The organism is Janthinobacterium sp. SUN073 (genome assembly GCF_030397665.1).
Taxonomy (GTDB): Bacteria; Pseudomonadota; Gammaproteobacteria; order Burkholderiales; family Burkholderiaceae_D; genus Janthinobacterium.
The window spans coordinates 143,995-168,516 of the sequence record NZ_JAPUBT010000014.1 but is presented as its reverse complement, the minus strand read 5'-3'; the positions used below and the strand labels follow the sequence as shown (position 1 = coordinate 168,516).

General features: G+C 61.1%; 23 protein-coding genes. 6 read left to right on the top strand and 17 right to left on the bottom strand.

What is annotated here, in order from left to right; genetic code table 11:
* Positions 1-25 precede the first annotated feature (25 nt).
* The 3 genes from O0882_RS26780 (at position 26) to O0882_RS26770 (ending at position 4,738) form a co-directional block, all read left to right on the top strand.
* A complete protein-coding gene (locus O0882_RS26780) occupies positions 26-730 on the top strand; it encodes an SMI1/KNR4 family protein (protein ID WP_289952918.1) in 705 nt (234 codons plus the stop codon).
* Positions 731-824: 94 nt separating this feature from the next.
* Complete coding sequence (locus tag O0882_RS26775; RefSeq protein WP_289952916.1) at positions 825-2,477, top strand: VRR-NUC domain-containing protein; 1,653 nt, start codon at positions 825-827, stop codon at positions 2,475-2,477.
* Positions 2,474-4,738 (top strand): ATP-dependent DNA helicase, encoded by a 2,265-nt coding sequence (locus O0882_RS26770; protein WP_289952915.1) that lies wholly within the window; start codon positions 2,474-2,476, stop codon positions 4,736-4,738. Before O0882_RS26775 ends, O0882_RS26770 begins: the two co-directional genes overlap by 4 nt.
* Positions 4,739-4,754: 16 nt before the next feature.
* On the opposite strand, the gene O0882_RS26765 is transcribed toward O0882_RS26770, so the two are convergent.
* From O0882_RS26765 to pstS, 16 genes are all read right to left on the bottom strand, one after another.
* Complete coding sequence (locus O0882_RS26765; RefSeq protein ID WP_289952914.1) at positions 4,755-5,183, bottom strand: XRE family transcriptional regulator; 429 nt, start codon at positions 5,181-5,183, stop codon at positions 4,755-4,757.
* A gap of 21 nt (positions 5,184-5,204) precedes the next feature.
* Positions 5,205-5,606: a type II toxin-antitoxin system RelE/ParE family toxin gene (locus O0882_RS26760; protein WP_289952912.1), complete on the bottom strand. Its 402-nt coding sequence runs from the start codon at positions 5,604-5,606 to the stop codon at positions 5,205-5,207.
* A 57-nt stretch (positions 5,607-5,663) separates the two neighbouring features.
* A complete protein-coding gene (locus tag O0882_RS26755) occupies positions 5,664-6,392 on the bottom strand; it encodes a LytTR family DNA-binding domain-containing protein (protein ID WP_289952950.1) in 729 nt (242 codons plus the stop codon).
* An 11-nt stretch (positions 6,393-6,403) separates the two neighbouring features.
* Positions 6,404-7,480 (bottom strand): histidine kinase, encoded by a 1,077-nt coding sequence (locus O0882_RS26750; protein WP_289952908.1) that lies wholly within the window; start codon positions 7,478-7,480, stop codon positions 6,404-6,406.
* A 6-nt stretch (positions 7,481-7,486) separates the two neighbouring features.
* Entirely contained in the window at positions 7,487-8,302 is an 816-nt protein-coding gene (locus tag O0882_RS26745; protein ID WP_289952907.1) for a DUF5668 domain-containing protein, read from the bottom strand.
* Positions 8,292-8,675: a DUF5668 domain-containing protein gene (locus O0882_RS26740; protein ID WP_289952906.1), complete on the bottom strand. Its 384-nt coding sequence runs from the start codon at positions 8,673-8,675 to the stop codon at positions 8,292-8,294. Before O0882_RS26740 ends, O0882_RS26745 begins: the two co-directional genes overlap by 11 nt.
* A gap of 381 nt (positions 8,676-9,056) precedes the next feature.
* Positions 9,057-9,971 (bottom strand): NAD-dependent epimerase/dehydratase family protein, encoded by a 915-nt coding sequence (locus O0882_RS26735; RefSeq protein ID WP_289952904.1) that lies wholly within the window; start codon positions 9,969-9,971, stop codon positions 9,057-9,059.
* A gap of 94 nt (positions 9,972-10,065) precedes the next feature.
* Positions 10,066-12,012 (bottom strand): ATP-dependent helicase, encoded by a 1,947-nt coding sequence (locus tag O0882_RS26730; protein WP_289952903.1) that lies wholly within the window; start codon positions 12,010-12,012, stop codon positions 10,066-10,068.
* A 33-nt stretch (positions 12,013-12,045) separates the two neighbouring features.
* On the bottom strand, positions 12,046-13,242 hold the full coding sequence (senA, locus tag O0882_RS26725) for a selenoneine synthase SenA (protein WP_289952901.1): 1,197 nt from the start codon (positions 13,240-13,242) through the stop codon (positions 12,046-12,048).
* A 67-nt stretch (positions 13,243-13,309) separates the two neighbouring features.
* Positions 13,310-14,626: a phosphate regulon sensor histidine kinase PhoR gene (gene phoR / locus O0882_RS26720; protein ID WP_289952898.1), complete on the bottom strand. Its 1,317-nt coding sequence runs from the start codon at positions 14,624-14,626 to the stop codon at positions 13,310-13,312.
* An 11-nt stretch (positions 14,627-14,637) separates the two neighbouring features.
* Positions 14,638-15,327 (bottom strand): response regulator, encoded by a 690-nt coding sequence (locus O0882_RS26715; RefSeq protein WP_034755074.1) that lies wholly within the window; start codon positions 15,325-15,327, stop codon positions 14,638-14,640.
* 5 nt (positions 15,328-15,332) lie between these two features.
* Positions 15,333-16,043, bottom strand: a complete 711-nt coding sequence (gene phoU / locus O0882_RS26710) for a phosphate signaling complex protein PhoU (RefSeq protein ID WP_071078202.1) — start codon at positions 16,041-16,043, stop codon at positions 15,333-15,335.
* A 48-nt stretch (positions 16,044-16,091) separates the two neighbouring features.
* Positions 16,092-16,886 (bottom strand): phosphate ABC transporter ATP-binding protein PstB, encoded by a 795-nt coding sequence (pstB, locus tag O0882_RS26705; RefSeq protein ID WP_071078203.1) that lies wholly within the window; start codon positions 16,884-16,886, stop codon positions 16,092-16,094.
* Between the two features lie 26 nt (positions 16,887-16,912).
* The gene (gene pstA, locus O0882_RS26700; RefSeq protein ID WP_289952893.1) at positions 16,913-17,809 is read right to left on the bottom strand and encodes a phosphate ABC transporter permease PstA; all 897 of its coding nucleotides are present in this window, start codon (positions 17,807-17,809) and stop codon (positions 16,913-16,915) included.
* On the bottom strand, positions 17,806-18,777 hold the full coding sequence (gene pstC / locus O0882_RS26695; RefSeq protein WP_081344807.1) for a phosphate ABC transporter permease subunit PstC: 972 nt from the start codon (positions 18,775-18,777) through the stop codon (positions 17,806-17,808). Before pstC ends, pstA begins: the two co-directional genes overlap by 4 nt.
* 207 nt (positions 18,778-18,984) lie before the next feature.
* Complete coding sequence (pstS, locus tag O0882_RS26690) at positions 18,985-20,034, bottom strand: phosphate ABC transporter substrate-binding protein PstS (protein WP_289952888.1); 1,050 nt, start codon at positions 20,032-20,034, stop codon at positions 18,985-18,987.
* A 271-nt stretch (positions 20,035-20,305) separates the two neighbouring features.
* Here pstS and ppk1 point away from each other — a divergent pair, with 271 nt between their 5' ends.
* The 3 genes from ppk1 (at position 20,306) to O0882_RS26675 (ending at position 23,197) form a co-directional block, all read left to right on the top strand.
* Positions 20,306-22,399, top strand: a complete 2,094-nt coding sequence (ppk1, locus tag O0882_RS26685; RefSeq protein WP_141172536.1) for a polyphosphate kinase 1 — start codon at positions 20,306-20,308, stop codon at positions 22,397-22,399.
* A 25-nt stretch (positions 22,400-22,424) separates the two neighbouring features.
* Positions 22,425-22,883, top strand: coding sequence for a phosphohistidine phosphatase SixA (sixA, locus tag O0882_RS26680; protein WP_219134813.1), 459 nt, complete (start codon positions 22,425-22,427; stop codon positions 22,881-22,883).
* 185 nt (positions 22,884-23,068) lie between these two features.
* Positions 23,069-23,197, top strand: coding sequence for a hypothetical protein (locus O0882_RS26675; RefSeq protein WP_257224845.1), 129 nt, complete (start codon positions 23,069-23,071; stop codon positions 23,195-23,197).
* A gap of 68 nt (positions 23,198-23,265) precedes the next feature.
* Here O0882_RS26675 and O0882_RS26670 read toward each other — a convergent pair whose 3' ends face one another.
* Complete coding sequence (locus O0882_RS26670; protein ID WP_289952884.1) at positions 23,266-24,381, bottom strand: polyamine ABC transporter substrate-binding protein; 1,116 nt, start codon at positions 24,379-24,381, stop codon at positions 23,266-23,268.
* Positions 24,382-24,522: the final 141 nt, after the last annotated feature.

Sequence of the window (24,522 nt, the reverse complement as noted above, 5' to 3'; positions counted from 1 at the left end):
ATGAATCACGTTTAACAGGGCAAACATGACACTGTCAGAAATTGAACAGCAACACGGCTTTACTTACCCTTCGCTGTACCGCCAGCTGGAGCGCGACGGCATGCTGGCCGTGGGCGAGTATGGCCCCGACTGGTACAAGCTGGTCTATCCCACATTAAAGGATAAACCCACCCTGCTGCTGCATGCGGATGATTTCGAATTGCTCAATATCAACGCCGTTGCCGAAGCAGCGGACACCTTGCGCGACGCGGACGATTACCGGCAGATCGACCCCGCTTCCCGGTTCATCCCGTTCGCGCAAACGGGCGCGGGCGACCATTACTGTTTTTTCGCTTCCAGCCAGCAGGACGGCGAGATGCCCATCGTGCTGCTGTGGCATGACCAGAATGAAGCCCAATACCTGGCGAAAAACCTGCACGACTTTCTGTTTCACATGTTGTTGAACAGCATGGCCGACCAGGATAGCTACAACGAGGTCAGCGACGAGGCATTCAGGGAGCAACTGGCAAAAACCCTGGGCACCCATGCGCGCTACCTGACGCCGGAACAGGCGCAGCTCCTGTCCGCGTTGCTGGCCAGGGATATCGTCAATTACGAGGTCGTGCTGCCCAAAGGAAGAAAAGAGGCGCATCGGGGCTTGCTGACCGATATCGAACTGGCCAGCCTGCGCGCCGAATACATTCCTTACGAAAAGTTCGACAGCTGTTTCGCCTACAGCACGGCTGGCTGAACATAATTCGCTGGGCAAGCGGCGGCGGAAGGTTTAAACTGTATATAAACACAGTAAAAGCCATCGCCTTGCCACTTGCCCTATTCCCATCCCCATGCTGAGAGTCCTGGAAAATCCCCTGTATTATCTGGACAATTTCCAGGATGTGCTGAGCTGGATAGCCGCCCGTTACGCCGATCTGCTGAGCGCTGAAGAAATGCAATTCATCGCCGCATTCGGCGCACTGCCGCAGCCGTCGCGCGCCCTGTTCGTGCGCCTCGTCATGCGCAAAGGCTGTTTGTTTCGCGCCAGCAAGCTCAATTACCCGGAAATCGGCGACACGCGCGCCGCCGCCCTGCCCTTGCTGGACACGGGCTGGGTCGAGGCCGATCCCGCCATCTCGCTCGATGAGCTGTTCGAGCAACTGCTGAAAGGGGAAATCGCCCAGGTTTTCGATCTCGCCGCGTCCCTGAAGGCGGCGCGCAAGGCCGAGCAACTGGAAGCCTTGCGCGAGCAGCATGCGGACAATAAAGCGTTTTCCGCATGGCATCCGGCCTCCGGCGACGTGCTGTACCGCATCGGCCTGCAAGCGCTGTGCGACCGCCTGCGCCTGATTTACTTTGGCAACTATCACCAGGACTGGTCGGAATTCGTGCTGTCCGACCTCGGCGTGTATCAGTATGAAAAAGTGGAATTCTCACCGCAGTCGCGCGGCTTTCGAACGCGCCAGGATATCGAGCACTATGAAGTGCTGCACCAGTGCCGCGAACGCTACAACGACAGCGCGCCGGCGGACGAGGTGCTGCAGGAGCTGGCCGCGTTGCCCTTGTCCCAGGACAATACCTGGCTGGCCAGCCGGCGCGACAAGCTGCGCTTCCAGATCGCCCAGCACCTGGAGAAATGCCAGGACTGGCCCGCCGCCTATCGCGCCTATGCCGCTTGCCGCTATCCGGGCGCGCGCGGGCGCGCCATCCGCGTGCTGGAAAAAGATGAGCAGCCGCAAGCGGCCTACGAGCGATTGACGCTCGCGCTGGCCGCGCCGGAAAGCGAGGCGGAACAGCAATTGCTGCTGCGCATGGCACCCCGTTTGCGGCGCAAGCTGGGTCATGCGAAACAGGCGGCAAACGTGGCGGCCGCCGTCGAGCGCATCGACCTGCTGCTGCCGTATCCTGAACAAGCATGCTACGTGGAAATCGTGGTGCAGCAGCACCTGATGCAGGACGACTCTCCTGTGTATTACGTGGAAAACACCCTGATCAACTCGCTGTTCGGCCTGCTGTGCTGGCCCGCCATCTTCAAAGCCATGCCGGGCGCCTTCTTCCACCCGTTTCACCGTGGCCCGGCCGATTTGCACAGCGCCGATTTTTACCAGCGCCGCAGCCTGGACTTTGCCACCTGCCTGGCGCAGCTGGACGACGGCACATATCACGCGACGATACGCGCCACGCTTGCCGCCAAGCACGGTATCGTCTCGCCCTTCGTCAGCTGGGACGTGCTCAAGGATGGCTTGCTGGACCTGGCCCTGGCCTGCATCCCGGCCAGGCACCTGAAGAAGGCGTTTGAACGCATCTTGCTCGATATCAAAAGCAACCGCAGCGGCTTCCCCGATTTAATCCAGTTCTGGCCGGCCGAGCGGCGCTACCGCATGATCGAAGTCAAGGGTCCGGGCGACCGCCTGCAAGACAACCAGCTGCGCTGGATTGCGTATTGCGCCGAGCACGCCATGCCCGTCAGCGTGTGCTACCTGCAGTGGCAGGTGGCCGCATGAGCGCCAGCAGGTACACGATCGCCGTGCGCGCCCTGTGCGAATTCACGGCCAAGGTGGGCGACCTGGACTTGCGTTTCACACCGTCCCCCACGGCGCAGGAAGGCATGGCCGGCCACGCCACCGTCACGGGCCGGCGCGATGACGATTACCAGCGCGAAATCAGCCTGTCCGGCGACTTCGGCCCCCTGCACGTGCGCGGCCGCGCCGATGGCTACGACCCGGCACGCCGCCAGCTGGAAGAAATCAAGACCTACCGCGGCGACCTCGCCTCCATGCCCGCCAACCACCGCCAGCTGCACTGGGCGCAGGCGCGCATCTATGGCCATTTGCTGTGCCAGCAACTAAACCTGCCCATGCTGCGCGTGGCGCTCGTGTACTTCGACATCGCCAGCCAGAAGGAAACCGTCATGCACGAGGAATGCACGGCCGAGGCGCTGCATCTGTTCTTCGAGCAGCATTGCGCGCTCTTCCTCGACTGGGCCGAGCAGGAAATGGCGCACCGCGCCAGCCGCGATGCGCAGCTCACATGCATGGCCTTTCCCCATGCAGATTTTCGCCCGGGACAGCGCCAGCTGGCAGAAGCCATGTACAAGGCCAGCAGCCGTGGCTGCGGCTTGCTGGCGCAGGCGCCCACGGGCATCGGCAAGACGGTGGGCAGCCTGTTTCCCATGTTGAAAGCAACGGCCGCGCATGGCCTGGATAAACTGTTTTTCCTCGCCGCCAAGGTGCCGGGCCGGCAAATGGCGCTCGACGCCTGCGCCATCCTCAAGGACAGCGCCCCGCTGCTGCCCCTGCGCGTGCTGGAACTGAGCGCCAAGGCCAGCGCCTGCGAGCATCCAGACAAAGCCTGCCATGGCGAATCGTGCCCGCTGGCCAAGGGTTTTTACGACCGCTTGCCGCTGGCGCGCGAGGTGGCGCTGGCCAGCGGCTTGATCCTGGACAAGGAAGCCGTGCGCGCCATCGCCTTGCAGCAAAGCGTGTGCCCGTACTACCTGGGCATGGAGCTGACGCGCTGGAGCGACGTCGTCATCGGCGACTACAATTATTATTTCGACCTCAGCGCCATGCTGTACGGCATGACCCTGGCCCACGACTGGAAAGTCAACGTGCTGGTCGACGAAGCGCACAATATGGTGTCGCGCGCGCGCAGCATGTATTCGGCCGAACTGGCGCAGATCAATCTGAAAATGCTGCGCAAGTTCGCGCCCGAGGCGCTGAAAAAGCCGCTGGACCGCCTCGCGCGCCAGTGGACGGCCTTGCTCAAGGAACAGGATGGCGACTATCACGTGCATCCCGCCTTGCCCGACAAATTCTTTGCCGCCCTGCAAGGCGTGGCCACGGCCATCGGCGATTACGCGGCCGAGCATGCTACTGCGCTGGATGAAGACTTGCAGCGCTTCTACTTCGACGTGCTGCTGATCAACCGCCTGGCGGAGAGCTTTGGCGCGCATTCGCTGTTCGACGTCAGCAAGACTGACACGGGTTCCACCGTCTGCATCCGCAACATCGTCCCGGCGCCGTTTCTCAAGGAACGCTTCGCGGCCAGCCACAGCACGGCCCTGTTTTCCGCCACCCTGAGCCCGTGGAATTACTACAGCGATACCCTGGGCATGCCGGCCGACACAGCCTGGGTCGACGTGGAATCGCCGTTCCAGGCGGAGCAATTGTCCGTGCGCGTGGCCGACACGATTTCCACGCGCTACCAGCACCGCGCCGCCTCGCTGCTGCCCATCGCCCAGCTGATGGCGAAGCAATACGCGGAAACGCCGGGCAATTACCTGGCCTTCTTCAGCAGCTTTGACTACATGGAAAAGACGGCCACGCTGTTCGCCCAGCACTACCCTGACGTGCCCCTCTGGCAGCAGCCGCGCCGCATGGACGATGCTGCCCGCGCGCAATTCCTGGGCCGTTTCGGCCTGGACACGCGCGGCATCGGCTTCGCCGTGCTGGGCGGCGCCTTTGGCGAAGGCATCGACCTGCCGGGCGCGCGCCTGATCGGCGCCTTCATCGCCACCCTGGGTTTGCCGCAGATCAATCCCGTCAACGAGCAGATCCGCCAGCGCATGGGCGAGCTCTTCGGTTCCGGCTACGATTACACCTATTTATATCCGGGCATGCAAAAAGTGGTGCAGGCGGCCGGCAGGGTCATCCGCACGCAGTCGGACAAGGGTGTCGTGTATCTGATCGACGACCGTTTTTCACGGCCGGAAATCCGCCAGCTCTTGCCCACGTGGTGGGATGTGCAGCTGGCTGGCGGATAGCACGCGGTTAATCTCTTCAGATGTTGCCAGCCCGCTTGCGCGGCACACCGGCCTTCCGCTTTCCTGGGGGCGTCGCAGGCGCAGCAAGTGCACTGTCATGGACATCGGCATCAACTTCTTGGCTACGCAGAAAATTCTGAAGCTCGATACGAACGCCGTTTTGCGCAACGACTGACAATTCCAATGTCATACCCAGCGATTGCAGGAAACGGCGCAAGGTCGAGACATAGGTATCGGTACGCTTTTCCAGTTGGGAAACGGCATGCTGTTGAATCCCGAGTTCCCTCGCAACCTCCGCCTGGGTCTTGCCCACAGCCTTGCGGAAATCCGTCAGCGTGGCAGCATGCGCTATCATTTCCTGCATTTTTTCCTGGGACAGAGCCGCAATTTTTGCCTGACGCTCGGCCGGCAAACTGTGGATCACGTCATTCAGATTTCTTCCCATGGCAAACTCCTGTTCCTAAAATCATCTCCTGCCTTTGCCCTGCCTTGCTTTCGCTGTGGTCAGGTTTTTGAGGTGTTGCTCGTAGCGCGTATTTGCCTTGAACAACAAATCCCTGTAAAACTTGTCCTCGTCGACACCCTGCTTGGCTGCCGCAACCAGAATGATCGCCTCTCGCCGGGTATCGAAAGCAAAGACCGCGCGCCACACCTCTGCCCCGTTATTGGCCTTGAAACGCAACTCTTTCATGTTCGGGTGTTTAGGATTCTTCAACGTCCCAACATGAGGACGCCCGGCAGCCGGACCCAGCTTCGACAGCGCATCGGCACTCGCCAGCAATTCATCCTGGACATCTATCGGCAGAGCATCGAATTCCGCATCGAAGTCATCGTGAAACGTGACCGGCCAAGTCTGCAGCGCATTCACTATCACCTCCTGATGATATCATGCGTAGATGATTATTCATCTACGCCACAGAAAATGCTAGCCCACCAGTAATCTGAGTTTCTGATACCCCGCCTTGCTCACGGGGATCCGCGTATCGTCGCGCAAGATGGCCACGTGGCTGTCTTTGGTGGCCGCCTCGATGCGGCGGATGCCGTCGATATTGAGCAAATACGACCTGTGCACGCGCAGGAACTTGGCGGGGTCGAGCTGGGTTTCCAGCTCCGATAGTCTCTGGCTCTTCAGGTAGGACTTGCCCTCGGAACAGATGCTGATGTAATCGTCCTGCGCCTCGATATAGTCGATGCGCGCGCTGGCGATCACGTGGACCTTGGCGCCATCGCGTATCAGCACGCGGTCCAGCGGTGCGGCGCGCGTGGCCGCCTCGCGCGCCACCGTCAGCACAGTTTCGGGCGTGCCGCGGTTGGCGCGCGCATGGGCCAGCGCCTGGTCGAAACGCTGCTCGCTGAATGGTTTCAACAGATAGTCCAGGGCATGGCATTCGAACGCCTTCAGGGCGTACTGGTCGTAGGCTGTGACAAAGATCAGCTTTGTCTTCGCCCCGATCAGCTCGGCCACTTCAAAGCCGTCCAGGCGCGGCATCTGGATGTCGAGAAACACCAGTTCCGGCTCCAGTTCCGCGATGGCCTTGACGGCTTCGAAGCCGTTGGCGCACTCGGCGACGATGTCGATATCGTCATGGCGCGCCAGGTATTCGCGCAACACGCCGCGCGCCAGCTGTTCGTCGTCGACGATGGCCACCCGCATTCTTGCCTGCATCATGCTTCCTCCGTGTCGCCGGTCTGCGCCGGCATGGAAATCATCACCTCGAAATGGCCGTCGCGCAGGCCCCAGTGCACGCTGGCCTCGTGGCCATACGCACCGGCCAGGCGCTGGCGCACATTCTCCAGCCCCACGCCATTGCCGCGCTCTGGCCCTTGATCCGCATCCACCGGGTTGCGCACGGCGATCTGCAGCAGGCTGCCCACGCGCCTGGCCTCGATGGCGATCAGGCCACCCTCCGTCAAGCCGCAGATACCATGCTTGACGGCATTTTCCACCAGCGGCTGTATCAGCATGGGCGGCAGCAGACATGCCAGCGCGCCGGCATCGACGCTTTCCACCACTTGCAGGCGTTCGCCGAAACGCACTTGTTCGATGGCGAGAAAGTGGCGGATCAGCACCAGTTCCTGTTCCACGGTAATGTGCTTGTGCGCTTCCAGGCTCAGGCTCTGGCGAAAGAAACTGGCCAATTGCACCGTCATCTGGCGCGCCCCCGCCGCATTGATGGACGTCAGGGCGCTGATGGAGTTCAAGCTATTGAACAGGAAATGCGGATCGATCTGCGTGCGCAGCATGCGCAATTGCGCTTCCTGCGCCATCAATTGCGCTTCCAGCCCCCGCTGTTCGGCCATCCTGGCGCGCACGAATTCCAGCAACAGATAATGCACGGCGGCGGCCAGGCAATACAGCAGCGCCCCCAGGCCGAAGAACAGGGCCAGCATCGACTGCGTCAGGTCCACGCCCAGCCAGCGCACGTCCGGCAACAGGCTGACGCTGTTCAAAAATTGCAGCAGGGTGGCCCACAGCAAGCCCGCGAACAAGGCCGCCACGCCCATCACGCTGGCGATGGCGAGCGGATGGCGGGCGTGCAAGGGGTAGGCGCGGCACAGGTAAAACGCGGAAAAGCCCGAACCGATCGCATACACGAGCGTGGCCGGCACCACCAGCAGGGTCGCATTGAGCCAGGGCGCGTGCGCCACCCTGGCCAGGACAAAGGCCAGGGCCAGGCCCAGTGCGATGCACACCAGCACCACCACCACGGCACCGCGCCGCTTCGACAAGGGTCCGGACATGCGCGCCTAGTTGCGGATTTCCAGGCCGCCCATGATGGCGTAGCCCGTCACGTACAGACGCTTGTTCTGGTTCGGCGGCACGATGGTCTTTTCTTCGAAGCCGCCGAGGATGGGCGTGCCCTGCAGCACAACGCTCCAGTCGGGCGGAATCTTGATGGTGACGCCGCCGCACAGGGCGAACACGTTGAGCACGGCTTCGCCTTCGATCGACGCCTGGCGCAAGTCGATTTCGCAGCCCGCCATGATGACATTGATATCGCCACCCTTGAAGCGCTGCGACGACACGCGCCGCACATAGCCGCCCAAGATGGCCGTCACTTCGATGATGCTGTCGTCGTCCGCCTGGCCGCTGGCGCCAGGCGCTGCAGTGGCATCGGCGGGTTCCTTGTCGAGCGATACGGCGCCATTCCTGGCTTGGCCGAAGGCGTCAGGCGCGGCGCTACCATCAGGCGGCGCGGCAAAATGCCGGCGTCGCTGCCGCTGCTGTGCGCCGGGCAGTGACTTCGACACCACGGCCACGCCGGCGGCAATGATGAGCAGCGGCCACAGCATGCTCCAATTGATATACAACAAACCCATGGCTTTCAGGGTCCAGCTCAGGCCCAGCAAGACCATCACACCGCCGAGAATGTAGCCGGAACGGGTATGGCTTTGCGATATTCTCAGCAAGCCGAAAATGATGAGGATGCTGGGCCAGAAGCGGAAGGTGTAGCGCACATTGATGAAGCCCAGGTTATCGAGCAGGAACAACAGCCCCAGGCCGATGACGATGACGCCCAGCACGATCTGCGATGGCGAGTGCAGCGGCGGTCTATTTTTCATGCTCGGACTCCCGGTAGGCAATAAAATGTTTGTTCAACAGCGGTTCCAGCACCAGGCCCACGCCCCAGGCGATCAGCAAGGCTGGCCAGCTATTGTAGAAGGTCAAATTCCACAGTTCTTCATACGATACATACCACCAGGCGGCGAAAAAGATCAGCCACAGGCCGCTCAGTACCTGCTTGGCGGACACGGGCGTGAGCAGCTTGTTGAGACCGAAGACGAGCAGTATCAGCGGCCAATAATGCCATAGTGCATAGTAATCATGGAGATAGATCACGTCGAGCCGGTCCAGCAGGATGACGGCGCCGATGGCGATCAGCAGCACGCCCCACAGGAGCTGGGTACGGCGGCAATAGGCTGGTTCAGGTTTCACGGTCGCCCCTTGAAGTTGGTTGATTGTCAAGATACGCGAATTTCGGTGATGGGAAAACAGCGTTTCGGCGAATGGCGGACAGGTGGCGGTGAATGGCGCGGCGGAGGGACGACAGGCAAAAAAAAGACCGGCTGACGCCGGCCTTGAAAGGGTTCGCAGTCCACACCGCGACCTGGAGTTGCAGTGCACAGCCGCACGGCGCAAGCGCGCCGGCGGTGGAAATCTGGTGCCGATCCTTGAGGCGACCGGCTGACCTGCTGGAAGATCGAACATGCCGCCAACTTCACGGCAGTGCGTCTCAACCAAGCAAAGCCATCATACTCCCGATCGCCAAACAGCACCGTTCGCTAGCGCACACAGATGCGGTTTTGCTGAGCTGCATCAAGCAGCGATGGCGTGCGGCGGCTTGAGCATGTCGTTCCCGATCCACTCCAGCACGGCTGGCCCCTGCGGCTGCCATCCCAGCAGGGTGCGCGCCCGTGCGCCGCGCACGCGGCTGTTGGAGCCGAGGCCGTACGACGCCATCTCATAGCCCCATTCGGCGATGGCCTCGGCCAGCGGCCAGTCCTGCGCGGGTTCCAGGTCCAGTGCCTGGGCGATGGCGGCCGTCATGTCGCGGAAGGCCGCTTCGCCCGACTCGACAAAGTAAAACGTGCCGGCCGGCGACTTTTCCAGCGCCAGCAGATACAGGCTGACGACGTCGTCGATATGCACGTTGGACCAACTATTGCGGCCCGGCCCCACGTGGCGCACGATGCCGCTCTTGCGCGCCTGTTTCAGCAAACGGGGCAATTGCACGCTGTCGCGCGGCAAGGCGCCGTGGCCGTAGATCAGGGTATTGCACAGCACGCTGGCGCGTACGCCCTGGGCTGCGCTGGCCAATACAAGGTCATCGATGGCGACCCTGGCGGCCTTGTCGGCCGTGGGCGTCGGCAGCTTGTCTTCGTAATAGATCTGTTCCGTGCCCTCGCCGCCCGAAGCGTCGCCCACGATGGACGAGCCGCTGGTGTGGAGGAAAGGCTTGTTGCTGCCGGCCAGCGCGTCGAGGATGGCTTCGACGGCGCCGCGGTGGTCGCTGCTGGCCGCATTGATGACGGCGTCCGCCGCCTGCGCCTGCTCGATGATCAGCTCGCGATCATTGAGCGTGCCGACGATGCCTTGTACGCCGATGGTGGCCAGCTCGGCCACCTGTTCCGGCTTGCGCACGAGGCCCGTGACCTGATGGCCGGCGCGCACGAGGCCCGCCGCGATGGAACTGCCGATGAAACCTGCCGCGCCTGTCAGAAATACTTTCATGCTTTACTCCCTGTCTGGTTAGATTGCTGTCAATCACACCAAGCCAGTATGCCCCGTTTGCGCTTTCGCAAAAAGAGGTCGAGCGGCAAAAGATTTATGCTTTCGGCGCAACAATCTTGTTTTTCAGCTGCAGGGCGGCGATGTAGCGGCTCCGGTAGGCCGGGTCTTGCGGCGTCAGCAAGGTCAGCCTGTCGCGTGCGCGCGTGGCGGCCACATAGAAACGGTTTTCCTCTTCCAGCGGGTCGGTCTTGCTGCGTGGGAATTCATCGACGGCCAGGTAAGGCAGGATGACATGGTTGTATTCGAGGCCCTTGATCTGGTCGATGCAGGCGATCACCAGTTTGGCCTTGCCGGTCGAGACCGTCACGGCATCTTCCATCTCGCCCAGCCAGCCGGCAAAGCCACCCAGCGCCACGCCCGCTTCGCGGCACACGGCAATGAAACCGTGCAAGGAACGGGCGACGACCCGCGCCTGGGCCGGGTCGACATAGATGCGGCGCGCCGTCTGCTCCAGCTGCATCAGGCCAAAGATGTGCTGCAGGGCGTCCCCCGCCAAAGCGTCGGGAGGCAGCGCGCGCAGGTAATCGACGGCGGCCAGGGTCAGCGCCGCCTTGTCCTGGTTGTGCGACTTGGCCAACTGGTTCGTCAAGAAACCTTCCAGCAAGTCCGGATAGTTGGCCACGTCGGCCTTGGCTTGCTGCAATTCCGCGCGCGTAAACGGGATTTCCGCGAAGGCCACCAGCGCTTCGAGGATGTCGCCACGGCGCGGGCCGCTCTTGATCGCATGTAAATCCTTGCGGGCGATGGCGACCATGCCGCGCAGCATCAGCACTTCCAGGCTCAGCAAATAGCTGTTCATGTCCACCAGGCCATACGCGATGCCGCTCTGGAACAAGGCCGTTTCCACGCGAATCGCCTGATCGCGGGCGCGCAGCAAAATGGCCGTGGTGCCCGCATGCGCGTGTTCGAGCGCGGCGATCAACTGGGCGCTGCACGCTTGCGGCTGCGCATGGTCGTACTCCAGCACGTCGATATGGGTGGCGCGCGCCAGGGCCGACACGCTGGCCTTGTTTTTCAACACGCCGACCGCCTGCGCCAGTTGCGGGCCGTAACGGTAGGATGCCGTCAGCGGCAGCCGCTGCAAGGCCGGGAACTCCTGCTCGAAACGCTGGCGCAAAAAGCGGTGATCGGCGCCCGACCACGTGTAGATCACTTGATCCTTGTCGCCGGCGCCGCAGAAAAATGCGTTGCCGCGGCGTATCAGCATGGTCAGCAGGCGGAACGACGCTTCGTTCAAGTCGTGCAATTCATCGGCCACGATGATCTGGAAGGCCGGCAATTGCTGGCGCAGCGGTTCGTCACCGTCAAGCATGCGCACCAGGTCGTAGGTGGCGTCGAACGGCGCGCGGAACTGGATATCGCCCGTGTCGGCGCCGCGCAAGGCTTCATATTCGCGCAGCCACAGATAATGCGTGCGGGACATGCCCAGCATTTCCAGGTTGTCATCGAGGGAATTGCTCTCGAAATCAGGATTTTGAAAATCCAGGCGCGCCTTGGTGCGCAATTGCAGTTTCAAAAACTCGGCGATGGCACCGTTGGTCGTATTGATTTCCAGCGGATAGCGGTGGGCGTATTTCTCGGAGACCACTTCCAGTGCTTCCCACGCCACGGGGCGCAGCTCTTCATCGCTGCGCATGAATGCCACCTGCATGTTTTCCAGCTGCAGCAGCACCTTGGCGGCAAACGCATCGAAGGTATCGACGCTCAGGCGCTTGACAACGCCAAGCGGCACGCCCACTTCCAGCAGCCGCTGGCGCAGGGCCACGCGCGCCGCCTCGGTGAACACGAGGGCCAGCATGCGTTCGGGCGCGCGGCCCCGGTGCAAGGCCTCGGCCAGGCGCAGGGCCAGGGTCGTCGTCTTGGCCGCGCCGGCATTGGCGTCGATCAAGACCACTTTCTTTTGCGCCGTCTGGATGGCCACCTGCTCCGGCGTGGGCGTGATGCGTTTGGGAATGAACTGCGGGGCGTTATCTGTACTCAAGGGTATCCTGAAATGATGTCTGTTCTCGGCGCGCTACCAGGCGCAGGTGCGCAGGCCGGCAAAGATGTCGCCCCGTTCGGGCGCGTGGAAGGCGCGCATGCGGGGCGAATGCAGGCGCGGCGGCGTGGCGAAGGCGGCGCCGCGCAGCACCTGGTGCTGCATGAAATACGGCGCCGAATATTCGCGCCAGGCATCCACCGCAAAGCCCGGATACGGCTCGAACGGCGTCGCCGTCCATTCCCACACCTGGCCCCAGTGAAAGCGCGGGTGGCCGGACAGCGCAGCATACTCCCATTCCGCCTCGGTCGCCAGGCGGCGCCCCGCCCAGGCGCAGTAGGCTTGCGCCTCATACAGATTGATGTGGCGCACGGCTTCATTCGGCGGCAAGGTCGTGCGCTGGCCGAAACGCATGGTGCGCCACTGCGTCGCTTCGCGCAGCCAGTACAGGGGCGACGAGCGCTCCTGCCGCATCAGCCAGGCGCTGCCGGCCGCGCTCCAGAACTGGCGGTTCTGGTAGCCGCCATCGGCGACAAAATCAGCAAACTGGGCGTTCGAGACGGCGCAAGCATCGATGGAAAACGGCGCCACATAGCAGGCATGGGGCGGCGATTCATTGTCGAAGGCAAACCCGGCCCCGCGCGGCGAGCCCAGTGCGATGGTACCGCCGGGAAAGGCGATCTCGCCCGCGCCTGGCGGCAAGGCCGGGCTGGACGCGAGGGATTCGGGCGCTTCCAGGCCCAGCCATTGCAAGCCGACCAGCATTTCCTCGCCACACAAGTCTTCCTGCGCCAGCGCCAGCCGGTACGGCGCCAGGGCGCTGTCGACGTTGGGTTCGCGCGAGAGTTTATCGAGCACCCGGTCGAGCACTTCGCGGCAATACGTTTTCACGGCGCCCGGACTGGGCAGTTCCAGCTTCCAGCGCGCACGCTGCTCCAGCATATTGGCGTCGAACATATCGTCGCCCCGTGTCAGCAGGGAATTGTAGATGGCGTCGGCTGGATGGCTGGAAGCGGCTTCGCGCAGGATGAACCACTCGGCGAACCAGGCGATATGCGCGAGCTGCCATAACGGTGGATTGAGGCGCGGATGGCGTGGCAGGCCCGCCACCACGTCCAGCCCGGCACTGACATAACAGTCGAACAGGGAAAGCGTGTCCTGGCGCGCAGCCTGCAGCGATTGGGCCAGTTGCTGCGCGCCGGCGTGGCGAAAAGAGGCGTTGATTAAAGTCATGGCCTGATTGTAACGACTTATGCCAACATTGCACCAGCCGCCAGGGGGAACTATCGCCCCCTGCGCACTACTTGACCAGCAATTCGCCCTGCAGCGGCGTGACGACGGACTTCGGCATGCTGACGATGAAGCTGCTGCCCTTGTCGGCCACGGACTGGATGGCCAGAGTCCCCCCGTGGCGCAGCAGCACGTGCTTGACGATGGCCAGGCCCAGGCCCGTGCCCTGGGTTTCGCGCGAACGGCTCTTGTCGACGCGGTAGAAACGCTCGGTCAGGCGCGAAATATGCTCCTGGCTGATGCCGATGCCCGTGTCTTGCGCGATGAATTGCGGTCCGGCCGGACCATCCTGCCAGCGCAAGGCGATGCTGCCGCCGGCCGGCGTATAGCGCACGGCGTTCGACGCCAGGTTGCCAAACGCGCTGTACAGCTCGTCATAGCTGCCCAGCACGTCGGGACCGTTGCATTCCATCTTGATCTCGTGCTTACCAGCCGACAAACCCTTGGCATCGCGCAAGACTTGCTGCATGAGCTTCTTGATATCCACGGGTTCGGGGCGCAGCGGATAGTCGACCGATTCCAGGCGCGACAGGGTCAGCATGTCCTCGATCAAATGCTGCATGCGGTGGCCCTGCTCCGTCATCAGCTTGAGGTGGGCGGCGCGCGTGGCGGCATCGAGGTCCAGCTCGGCGGAAGCGATTTCCAGGAAGCCGACGATGACGGTGAGCGGCGTGCGCAATTCGTGCGAGGCATTGGCGATGAAGTCGCGGCGCATCATTTCGATGCGTTCCGTCTCCGTCACATCGTGCGTGACGAGAATCTGGCGGCGGTTCTCGAACGGAATGATTTGCACGATCAGCTTGCGGTTGCGGAAAGTGATCGTCAGCGGCTGGTCGTAGCGGCCCAGGATGATGTAATCCATAAACTCGGGGCTGCGGATCAGGTTGGTGACGCGCATGCCCTTGTCGCGCTCGTGCGTCAGGCCCAGGTGTTTCTCGGCGGCCGGGTTGCACCATTCGAGGAACAGCACATCGTCCATGATGACTACGCCGTCGGGCAACAGGTGCATGGCCTGGCGGAAACGCGCCAGCCATTCCGTCAGCTCGGCCTGGTTTTTCTCGTCGTCGCGGCGCATGCGGTACAGGCGCGCGAAGATGCTGGTCCAGGCGCCCCAGCCGTCGGGCAGCCTGGCGCTTTGCGGATTGTCCAGCCAGTTACTCAGCTGGAACAGATACGAGAGCTGCACGAACACCATCATGGCCATCAGCACGAAGGCGATGCCCAGCGCATACGTGGCGCCAAACAGATACCAGACGATGGCCACGCCCAGCAGCGCCAGCACCATGCGCAAGGCGGCCGGCACCCAGAACAGCAATTTCGGATTCATAGAGACCAGCTTTACTTTTCAGACAACATGTAGCCGACGCTGCGCACCGTCTTGATCAGGCTTTCCGCCTCTTTCAAGGCTTTGCGCAAGCGCAATACGTGGACATCGACCGTGCGTTCCTCGATCACCACATGGTCGCCCCACACCTTGTCGAGCAGCTGGCTGCGCGAAAACACGCGCTCCGGATGGGCCAGCAGGAATTTCAGCAGCTTGTATTCGGCATGGCCGATATCAATCTTCTGTTCATCCATCATCACGGTGCAGCTGACGGGGTCCAGCGCCACGTTGCCGGCGCGCATGGGCGCCTGCGCGTGTTCCGGACTCTTGCGTCGCAACAGCGCTTTGGCGCGCGCCAGCAGCTCGCGCGGCGAGAACGGCTTGGTGACGTAATCGTCGGCCCCGCTGTTCAGGCCGGCCAGCTTGTCTTCTTCCATGCTCTTGGCGGTGAGCATGATGACGGGGATGGCGGCGAAATTGCGGTCGGCGCGGATGCGCGACAGCAGGCGCAAGCCCGTCTGGTCCGGCAGCATCCAGTCCAGCAGGATCAGGTGCGGCGTGCGGTGCTGGATGAATTCCCAGGCATCGGCAACGTTTTGTACGGAACAGCAATTCCAGCCGGATTCGCGCAGCGAATAGGTCACCAGTTCAACGATGGCCGGCTCATCTTCAACAATCAATACCGTGGTTTTATCAGATGCCATAAAGCTTACTCAGGGAGCTCCTCGGAAATGGCGGGAGCAGCCACCTTGGTGTGGCGGATGTCCTTGCCTTCAACCACGTAAATCACGTATTCGGCGATGTTTTTCGCATGGTCGCCGATCCGTTCGATGGCCTTGGCCACCCACAGGGTATCGAGCGCCGCCGAAATCGTGCGCGGGTCTTCCATCATAAAGGTAATCAAGTTGCGCATGATAGACCGAAACTCATGGTCGATGATGGCATCTTGTGCAATTAATTGTAAGGCCTGCTTGCCATCGTTGCGCGCGAATGCATCGAGCGCATCGTGCAGCATGTCGGTGGCCGTGTTGGCAATGCCGCGCACCATCTCGTAGTGGTTGACGACGCCATTGCCCCGCTTGTGCAAATTCTTCGCCACGCGGGCGATTTTGGTCGCCTCGTCGCCTACGCGTTCGAGGTCGGTAATCACCTTGATGGTGGCCATGATGGTGCGCAAATCGTTGGCGGCCGGCTGGCGGCGCACGATCAAATGGCTGCAGGCGTCGTCCAGCGACACTTCCAGCTGGTTGACGACGTCGTCTTCGCGCATCACGCGGTCGGCGCGTTCCGGGTTGCCGATGCGAAAGCACGTCATCGCGTCGAGAAACTGGGTTTCAACGATGCCGCCCATCAGGAGCACTTTCGAGCGGATCGCTTCGAGTTCGTTGTCGTATTGCTTGGATGAATGTTCGCCTAACATGCTGTCTCTCCGTATTCAGTTGTCTTGTATGTCGTTATTCCGGGTGGATCAGCCGAAGCGGCCCGTGATGTAATCCTGCGTTTCCTTGCGGGCCGGATTCATGAAGATCTGGTCCGTTTCGCCGAATTCCACCAGTTCGCCCAGGTACATATAGGCAGTGTAGTCGGAGCAGCGCGCCGCCTGCTGCATATTGTGCGTCACGATGGCGATCGTGTAATCCTGTTTCAGTTCGCTGATCAGCTCTTCCACTTTCGAGGTCGAGATCGGGTCCAGCGCCGAGGTCGGCTCATCGAGCAGCAGCACGTCCGGTTTCACGGCAACGCCGCGCGCGATGCACAGGCGCTGCTGCTGGCCGCCCGACAGCGACAGGCCGCTCTTGTTCAGCTTATCCTTGACCTCGCCCCACAGCGCGGCCTTTTTCAGAGCCCACTCGACGCGCTCATCCATCTCGCCTTTCGACAGGTCTTCATACAAGCGCACGCCGAAGGCGATGTTGTCGTACACGGACATGGGGAACGGCGTCGGCTTCTGGAACACCATGCCGACCTTGGCGCGCAGCATGTTAACGTCCTGGTCCGCGTCGAGCACGTTGCGGCCGCGATACAGGATGGAACCTTCCGCGCGCTGGCCCGGATACAGGTCATACATGCGGTTCAGGGTGCGCAGCAGGGTTGACTTGCCGCAACCGGACGGGCCAATGAAAGCGGTGACCTTCTTCTCGTGGATGTCCAAGTTGACGTTATGCAAGCTTTGTGTTTTGCCGTAAAAAAAGTTCAGGCCCGAAATCTCGATGGTTTTTTTCTTTGGTGCCAGGTCTTGGGCTGGATTCATTTGCGTATTCATATGGGTTCGCTTCGCTCGGTATCTGTTTAATTAGGGACTTTTTGGCTGAACACGGTGCGCGACAGGATATTCAAGGCCAGCACGCTGAAGGTGATCAGCAGTGCGCCGCCCCAGGCCAGCGAGCGCCAGTTGTCGTACGGGCTCATCGCGAACGATGCGATGACGGACGGCAAGTTGGCCATTGGCGCATTCATGTTGAAGCTTTGGAACTGGTTATTCAGGGCCGTGAACAGCAGCGGTGCCGTTTCGCCCGCGATGCGGGCCAGGGCCAGCAGGACACCGGTGATGACGCCAGCTTTCACAGCGCGCAAGCGCACCAGCGTGGCGACCTTCCAGCGCGGCGCGCCGAGGGCAAACGCGGCTTCCAGCAGGCTGTTCGGTACCAAACGCAGCATATTGTCCGTCGTGCGCACCACCACCGGCACGGCGATCAGCGACAGGGCGATGGCGCCCGCGTAACCGGAGAAGTGTTTCACATGCGCCACGTACAGCGCATACACGAACAGGCCGATGACGATGGACGGGGCCGACAGCATGATGTCCGTCACAAAGCGTGTCACTTGGGCAAACTTGTTTTCTTCGCCGTATTCGGCCAGGTAGATGCCCGCCAGGATACCGATCGGGGTGCTGACCACGGTAGCCAAGCCCACCATCAGGGCACTGCCGACGATGGCATTGATCAAGCCGCCGCCTTCGCTGCCGGGGGCCGGCGTGGTTTGCGTGAACAGGTCGACGGACAGGGCGCCGAAACCCTTGATCACCAGCGTGAACAAAATCCACACCAGCACTGCCAGGCCCAGGGCCATGGCCGCCACCGACAAGGCGATGCCGATGCGGTGCATCAGCAAACGCTTGCGGTAGACAGGATTCATGGCCGGCTTGGCCGGAACGTCGTGGGGGCTAACTTGGCTGAGTTGGCTCATTTCGTGCCTTCCTTGCGGGACATGCCTGCCAGCATCAGCTTGGCGGCGGATAAGACGATAAAAGTGATGACAAACAGGATCAGCGCCAGCGAGAACAGCGACGCCACGTGCAGTTCGGATTGCGCTTCGCCGAATTCATTCGCCAGCAGCGAGGTGATGCTGTTACCGGCGGCAAACAGCGACCACGACAGCTTGTTGGCATTGCCGATGACGAAGGTCACGGCCATGGTTTCGCCCAGTGCGCGGCCCAGGCCCAGCATGACGCCGCCGACGACGCCGGTCTTGGTATATGGCAAGACGATCTTGCGCACCACTTCCCAGCGTGTGCAGCCCAGGCCGTATGCGGATTCTTTCAGCACGGCAGGGACGATCTCGAATACGTCGCGCATCACGGAAGCGATGAAAGGGATGATCATGATGGCCAGCACCAGGCCGGCCGTCAGCAAGCCGATGCCCATCATGGGGCCGCTGAACAGCTGGCCGATGACGGGCACGTTACCGAGGGTGGCTTTCAGGATGGGCTGGACGTGGTCGGCAAACAGGGGCGCGAAGACAAACAGGCCCCATATGCCGTAGATGATCGATGGCACGCCGGCCAGCAGCTCGACAGCCGTGCCCAGCGGGCGGCGCAGCCAGGCCGGGCAGATTTCCGTGAGGAACAGGGCGATGCCGAAGCTGACGGGGAAGGCGATCAGCAGGGCGATGACGGACGTCACCAGGGTGCCGATGATGGGGATCAGGGCGCCGTACTGGTCATTGACGGGGTCCCATTCCGCCGACACGATGAAATGCAGGCCGAAGGTCTTGAAGGCCGGTATCGATTCCATGATCAGCGAAATGATGATGCCCACCAGGACGATCAGCACCGACAGGGCGAACAGCATCGTCACCTTGTGGAACAAAAAATCCTGGATGCGCTGCTTGCGCATGGTGGAAAGCATTTGCGCGTGACTGAGGGAATCGGTCATGGTGCCGCCTGGCATGGGGATCGTGGAGGAGGTAGATTGTGCGCTCATAATGTGCCATGTGGGTGGTACTGCAGGTACTGCTATTTTTATCGTGCTCTTTTAGCCGGGAACGCCTGCAAGGGCTTGCGGGCGGTCCTGGCTAACTCCCTGCCCCGCCGTGCTGCTGGCGGGGACAAGGATGGGTACTTATCTGGTCAAGCTATCTAATTAATAGATCGCTTTGCCCGATGCATCTTTCAAATTGGCTTTCCACGATTCCTGCACCAGTTTCACGACCGATGCTGGCATCGGCACGTAGTCCAGTTCAACAGCAGCGGAGCCGCCGTTCTTGTAGGCCCAGTCGAAGAATTTCAGGACTTCTTTAGCCTTGGCTGCGTCAGCCTGGACTTTGTGCATCAGGATGAACGACACGCCCGTGATAGGCCAGCTGTTCTTGCCAGCCTGGTCGGTCAGGACCACGCCGAAGCCTGGGGTTTGCGTCCAAGGTGCCGAAGCGGCTGCTGCCTTGAAGTTTTCGTCGTCAGGCTGCAGGAAGTTGCCGTCCTTGTTTTGCAGCTGGGTGTGCGACATATTGTTTTTCTTGGCGTAAGCCCACTCGACGTAGCCGATCGAACCCTTGATACGCTGCACGTTGGCGGCGACGCCTTCGTTACCCTTGCCGCCCACGCCCACAGCCCACTTCACAGCCGAGCCAGCGCCGATTTTCGATTTGAATTCCGGATTGGTTTTCGACAGGTAGTCGGTGAACAGGAAGGACGTGCCCGAACCGTCGGCGCGGTGCACCACGGTGATTTCCGTGTCCGGCAGCTTGACGCCGGTGTTCAGTGCGGCGATCTCAGGAGCGCTCCACTTGGTGATCTTGCCCAGGTAGATGTCGGCAACAACCTTGCCCGTCATCTTCAGCTGGCCTGGCTTGACGCCGTCCAGGTTGACGATGGTGACCACGCCGCCCATGATGGCTGGGAACTGCATCAGGCCTGCTTCTTCCAGCTCTTCTGCCTTCAAAGGCATGTCCGAGGCGCCGAATTCAACAGTCTTGGCCTTGATTTGCTTGATGCCAGCGCCGGAACCGACGGACTGGTAGTTCAGGCCGTTGCCGGTATTGGCTTTGTAAGTCTCGGCCCATTTAGCATAGATCGGGTACGGGAAGGTAGCACCAGCACCTGTCATATCTGCCGCCATGACGGAAGCGGAAGAAAATGCCATCGCTGCCGAAGCACCCACGACGATAAATTTGAACATTTGCTTCATTTGCATATCAAGTCCTCAGGGTTGTTAGGGCTCAAAGTCCCGGTTGAATGCTGCGCAGTCTAGCAAGCGAATATGACAGCTTTATGACATGGGTAAAAAATCCTGAAATAATTGGCTACGCCCCGAGGATTACCCTTTTCGACGTGAAAAATGACAGGGTGGGCGACGCTTTATGACAGCTTATGTCACGCTTACGTCATATTTCATGATTACACTCACAGCGCGTCATACATGATGAAATACGGCTAGAATTAACTATCTGCAAAGACAAAAGAATATGAAACCTGAACTGCACATGGAAGTGACCAAATCGGGCATCCTGCTTGACCGCGAGCTGTCGCAACTGACTTTCAACCGGCGCGTGATGGCCCAGGCGGAAGACCCGAACATTCCGCTGCTCGAGCGCCTGCGCTACCTGTGCATCGTCAGCAGCAACATGGATGAGTTCTTCGAAGTGCGCGTGGCCAGCCTGCTGGCAGCCGGCAGCATCGGCGGTACACTGGCGGGCCACCCTGCCCTGGCGGCCAACCTGGAGCGCATCGGCAAGGAATGCCATGCGCTGGTGGAACGCCAGTACGAGATATTAAATAACGACGTCTTGCCGGCCCTGCGTGAAGCGGGCGTGCATTTGCTGCGCGACAGCGACCGCAACGAGGCGCAGCGCGCGTGGGTGAAGCAGTATTTCGACCGCGAAGTGCGCCCCCTGCTGACACCGATCGGCCTGGACCCGGCCCACCCGTTCCCGCAAGTGGTGAATAAAAGCCTCAATTTCATCGTTTCGCTGAGCGGCAAGGATGCGTTCGGACGCGGCACGGCGATCGCCATCGTCAAGGCACCCCGCGTCTTGCCGCGCGTCATCAAGCTGCCGGACGAGATATCCGGCGACGGCGTGTCCTTCTGTTTATTGTCCTCCGTGATCCATGCGCACATCTCGGACCTGTTTGCCGGGCGCGAAGTGATTGCCTATTCACAATTCCGCGTCACGCGCGACAGCGACCTGTGGGTGGACGAGGACGAGGTCAAGAACCTGCGCCAGGCCCTGAAGGGCGAACTGGTGGGGCGCCAGTTCGGCACTTCCGTACGCCTGGAAGTGGCGCGCAATTGTCCACCGGAACTGTCGCAATTCCTGCTCGACCAGTTCAGCCTGGACCAAAGCCGTTTGTACAGAGTCAACGGCCCAGTGAACCTGGTGCGCCTGTCGGAAATGATCGACCACGTCAAGCAGCCCGAGCTGCGCTTCCCGCCCTTCTTCCCCGGCCTGGCGCACAAAGCCATCGGCAACGACATCTTTGCCGCGCTGAACAAGCACGACATCCTGCTGCACCATCCCTACCAGTCGTTCCAGACGGTGATCGACTTCATCCGCAGCGCCGCCTACGATCCGTCCGTCGTCGCCATCAAGCAGACGATTTACCGCACGGGCATGAACTCGGACCTGATGGAATCGTTGATCACGGCGGCGAAGATGGGCAAGGAAGTGACGGTCATCGTGGAATTGATGGCGCGTTTCGACGAAGAAGCCAATATCAACTGGGCCGACAAACTGGAACAGGCGGGCGCGCAAGTCGTGTACGGCGTGGTGGGCCTGAAAACCCATGCCAAGGTGGCGCTCGTCATCCGCCGCGAAGAAGGCGCGCTGCGCTTCTACGCGCATTTGGGCACCGGCAACTACCACCCCACCACCACCAAGCTGTACACGGATTTCGGCTTGCTGACGGCCAACCAGGACCTGGCCGTGGAAGTGAACGAAGTGTTCATCCACCTGACCAGCCTGACCAAGCCGCACAACCTGAACCATTTGTGGCTGGCGCCGTTCGGCCTGCAAAGCGAGATCATCAAGGCCATCCGCAACGAGGCGAAGATCGCCCGCTCCGGCCGGCGCGGGCGCATCATCGTGAAAGTCAATGCGCTGGTCGATGAATCCGTGATCCGCGCCCTGTATGCGGCCTCGACCGATGGCGTGAAGATCGACCTGATCGTGCGCGGCGCCTGCACCCTGAAGCCGGGCGTGCCTGGCCTGTCGGAAAACATCAAGGTGCGCTCCGTGATCGGCCGTTTCCTTGAACACAGCCGCATTTACTACTTCCGCAACGACCTGGCGCACGATGTTTACCTGGCCAGTGCCGACTGGATGAGCCGCAACCTGTTCCGCAGGGTGGAAGTGGCCTTCCCCGTGCTGGACCGGGCCCTGAAGCGGCGCGTGATCGCCGAGGGCCTCAATCCCTATTTGAAGGATAATACGAATGCATGGGAACTGGAGCCGACGGGCCACTACGCGCGCCGCAAGCCGCGCGGCAAGCAAACGCCATTCAGCGCCCAGCAATACCTGATGCACACACTGGGCACGCCGGGCGCGGAGGTCGGCGAATAGGCAATTCTACACACAGGAGCACAGCATGGATCTCATCTTGTGGCGACACGCAGAAGCCGAGCCGGGCCTGCCCGACCTCGAACGCGCCCTGACCATCAAAGGCCAGAAACAGGCGCGCCGCATGGGCGAATGGCTGGCCTCGCAACTACCGGAAAATTGCCGCATCCTCGTCAGCCCCGCCTTGCGCACCTTGCAAACGGCGGAAGCGCTGGGGCGCAAGTTCAAGCTGATGCCGGAACTGGCGCCCGGCGCCGAGGCGGAAGACATCCTCAAGGCGGCCAACTGGCCCGGCGGCAAGGAAAGCGTGCTCATCGTCGGCCACCAGCCCACCCTGGGCCAGGCGGCCGCCCTGCTGCTGACGGGAGAGGAGCAGGAGTGGGAAATGCGCAAGGCCAGCGCGTGGTGGTTCTCGCAGCGAGAATTAGGCGACCCGATCAGCGTTTATTTGAAGGCCGTGATGGCGCATGATTTGGTGGTGAAATGAGGGTGGTGAAACAGGTAAATACACAAAAAGTGCGCTGGGACAAATACTGGCAGGAATTGCAACTCGGCAGCCTTGTAAAGCGCTGCCGATCTGCTAGAGTTTAATTGCATCAACTACGTGCAAGAGCCCTGCTCCGGCACATTGAGCAACCCAGCGGACGGCCGTCCAACGGCGGCTGAAAGACCATGTTAATCACCTTCCTCGTTTTTCTCTTCATCGCCATCTTCGCCGCCATCATCGGCTTCGTCGCCTTTGAACTGATCGAAGAAATGCGCGGCAGTCACCACAAGCTGATGGACCGCTACCACGAGTAGTGTTCACCTCGGCACTATCGCATGGCGCCAGTGACGGCATATCCCTGTCCCTCGCGCCATCCTTGTTTTTACACTCCCGTCTTGAACTTCGTATAAATGCGCGTCATCAATCGGCGGATATCGGCCGTGGTCGCTTCTGGCGCCGCCATGCGTTGCTTGTCGGCATCCGACAGGAAGATGGCCTTGTTCTCACCGATATCCTTGCGTACATATTTGATGCTGGCCGGATTCGGATTCGCGTAAAACACTTTGTTGCTCAGGCTGGCATGCACTTGCGGGCGCAAAATGTAGTTGATGAACAGGTGTGCATTGTTCGGATGCGGCGCGTCGGCGGGGATGGCCATGGTATCGAACATCAGCGCGGCCGTCTTCGGCACCAGCACCTGGATCACATTGCCGTTTTTCGCATCGATGGCGCGCTGGCGCGCGATATTGATGTCGCCCGACCAGCCCAGCGCGACGCAGACGGAACCGTTGGCCATGTCGTTGATGTAGCCTGACGAACTGAACAGAGTTACGTAGGGGCGGATCGCTTGCAGCACCTTGCCCGCTTCCTGATAGTCGCCAGCCGTTTTCGAGTACGCGGGCTTGCCCAGGTATTGCAGGGCGGCCGGCAGCACTTCGGACGGCGAGTCGAGGAAGGACACGCCGCACGATTTCAGCTTGGCCGCATATTTCGGGTCAAAGATCAGGTCCCAGGCATTGTCGGGCATGGGCATGCCGCCCAGTGCGGCCTTGACCTTGTTGACGTTGATGCCCACCGTCGTGTAGCCCCACAGCCAGTCGACCAGGTAATCGTTGTTCGGGTCGATCTTCGACAGCTTGGCCTGCAGGTTCGGGTCCAGGTTGCCCAGGTTCGTCAGCTTGCTCTTGTCAAGCTTGCGCAGCAGGCCCGCATCGATCTGCAGGCGCGCCCACTGGGCCGTCGGCACCACGATATCGTAGCCGGACTTGCCCGCCACCAGTTTCGCATTGAGAATTTCGTTATTATCGAAAACATCATAGCGTACCTTGATGCCCGTTTCCTTTTCAAAATTCTTGATCGTATCGTCACCGATATAGTCCGACCAGTTATAGATGTTCAGGACCTTCTCTTCCTGAGCGTGGGCAGGCAATGCCAGCACGGCCGCCGCCAAGGTCAGTCCCACTCCAATGCGCCGCCCTGCTTGCCATGTGTGTGCCATCGTACCGCCTCCGGAATTAGTCAGAAAATAGTGACGATGATAGCAAGAAGGGCGCGATCAGGTCTAGCCTGATCGCGCCCTTGCTTATTACTGCCAAATCAACCCCCACCGCAAACACCGGGGTCGGACCCTGAGGGTCCG

Bases quoted from the DNA above. Each gene is read 5' to 3' on its own strand.
- O0882_RS26715 (WP_034755074.1), bottom strand. From the start codon at position 15,327: ATGGCATCTGATAAAACCACGGTATTGATTGTTGAAGATGAGCCGGCC.
- O0882_RS26675 (WP_257224845.1), top strand. From the start codon at position 23,069: ATGTTAATCACCTTCCTCGTTTTTCTCTTCATCGCCATCTTCGCCGCC.
- O0882_RS26765 (WP_289952914.1), bottom strand. From the start codon at position 5,183: ATGGGAAGAAATCTGAATGACGTGATCCACAGTTTGCCGGCCGAGCGT.
- O0882_RS26670 (WP_289952884.1), bottom strand. From the start codon at position 24,381: ATGGCACACACATGGCAAGCAGGGCGGCGCATTGGAGTGGGACTGACC.
- ppk1 (WP_141172536.1), top strand. From the start codon at position 20,306: ATGAAACCTGAACTGCACATGGAAGTGACCAAATCGGGCATCCTGCTT.
- O0882_RS26735 (WP_289952904.1), bottom strand. From the start codon at position 9,971: ATGAAAGTATTTCTGACAGGCGCGGCAGGTTTCATCGGCAGTTCCATC.
- O0882_RS26775 (WP_289952916.1), top strand. From the start codon at position 825: ATGCTGAGAGTCCTGGAAAATCCCCTGTATTATCTGGACAATTTCCAG.
- sixA (WP_219134813.1), top strand. From the start codon at position 22,425: ATGGATCTCATCTTGTGGCGACACGCAGAAGCCGAGCCGGGCCTGCCC.
- phoR (WP_289952898.1), bottom strand. From the start codon at position 14,626: ATGAATCCGAAATTGCTGTTCTGGGTGCCGGCCGCCTTGCGCATGGTG.
- O0882_RS26750 (WP_289952908.1), bottom strand. From the start codon at position 7,480: ATGTCCGGACCCTTGTCGAAGCGGCGCGGTGCCGTGGTGGTGGTGCTG.
- pstA (WP_289952893.1), bottom strand. From the start codon at position 17,809: ATGAGCCAACTCAGCCAAGTTAGCCCCCACGACGTTCCGGCCAAGCCG.
- phoU (WP_071078202.1), bottom strand. From the start codon at position 16,043: ATGTTAGGCGAACATTCATCCAAGCAATACGACAACGAACTCGAAGCG.
- O0882_RS26745 (WP_289952907.1), bottom strand. From the start codon at position 8,302: ATGAAAAATAGACCGCCGCTGCACTCGCCATCGCAGATCGTGCTGGGC.
- pstC (WP_081344807.1), bottom strand. From the start codon at position 18,777: ATGACCGATTCCCTCAGTCACGCGCAAATGCTTTCCACCATGCGCAAG.
- O0882_RS26780 (WP_289952918.1), top strand. From the start codon at position 26: ATGACACTGTCAGAAATTGAACAGCAACACGGCTTTACTTACCCTTCG.
- O0882_RS26755 (WP_289952950.1), bottom strand. From the start codon at position 6,392: ATGCGGGTGGCCATCGTCGACGACGAACAGCTGGCGCGCGGCGTGTTG.
- senA (WP_289952901.1), bottom strand. From the start codon at position 13,242: ATGACTTTAATCAACGCCTCTTTTCGCCACGCCGGCGCGCAGCAACTG.
- O0882_RS26770 (WP_289952915.1), top strand. From the start codon at position 2,474: ATGAGCGCCAGCAGGTACACGATCGCCGTGCGCGCCCTGTGCGAATTC.
- pstB (WP_071078203.1), bottom strand. From the start codon at position 16,886: ATGAATACGCAAATGAATCCAGCCCAAGACCTGGCACCAAAGAAAAAA.
- pstS (WP_289952888.1), bottom strand. From the start codon at position 20,034: ATGCAAATGAAGCAAATGTTCAAATTTATCGTCGTGGGTGCTTCGGCA.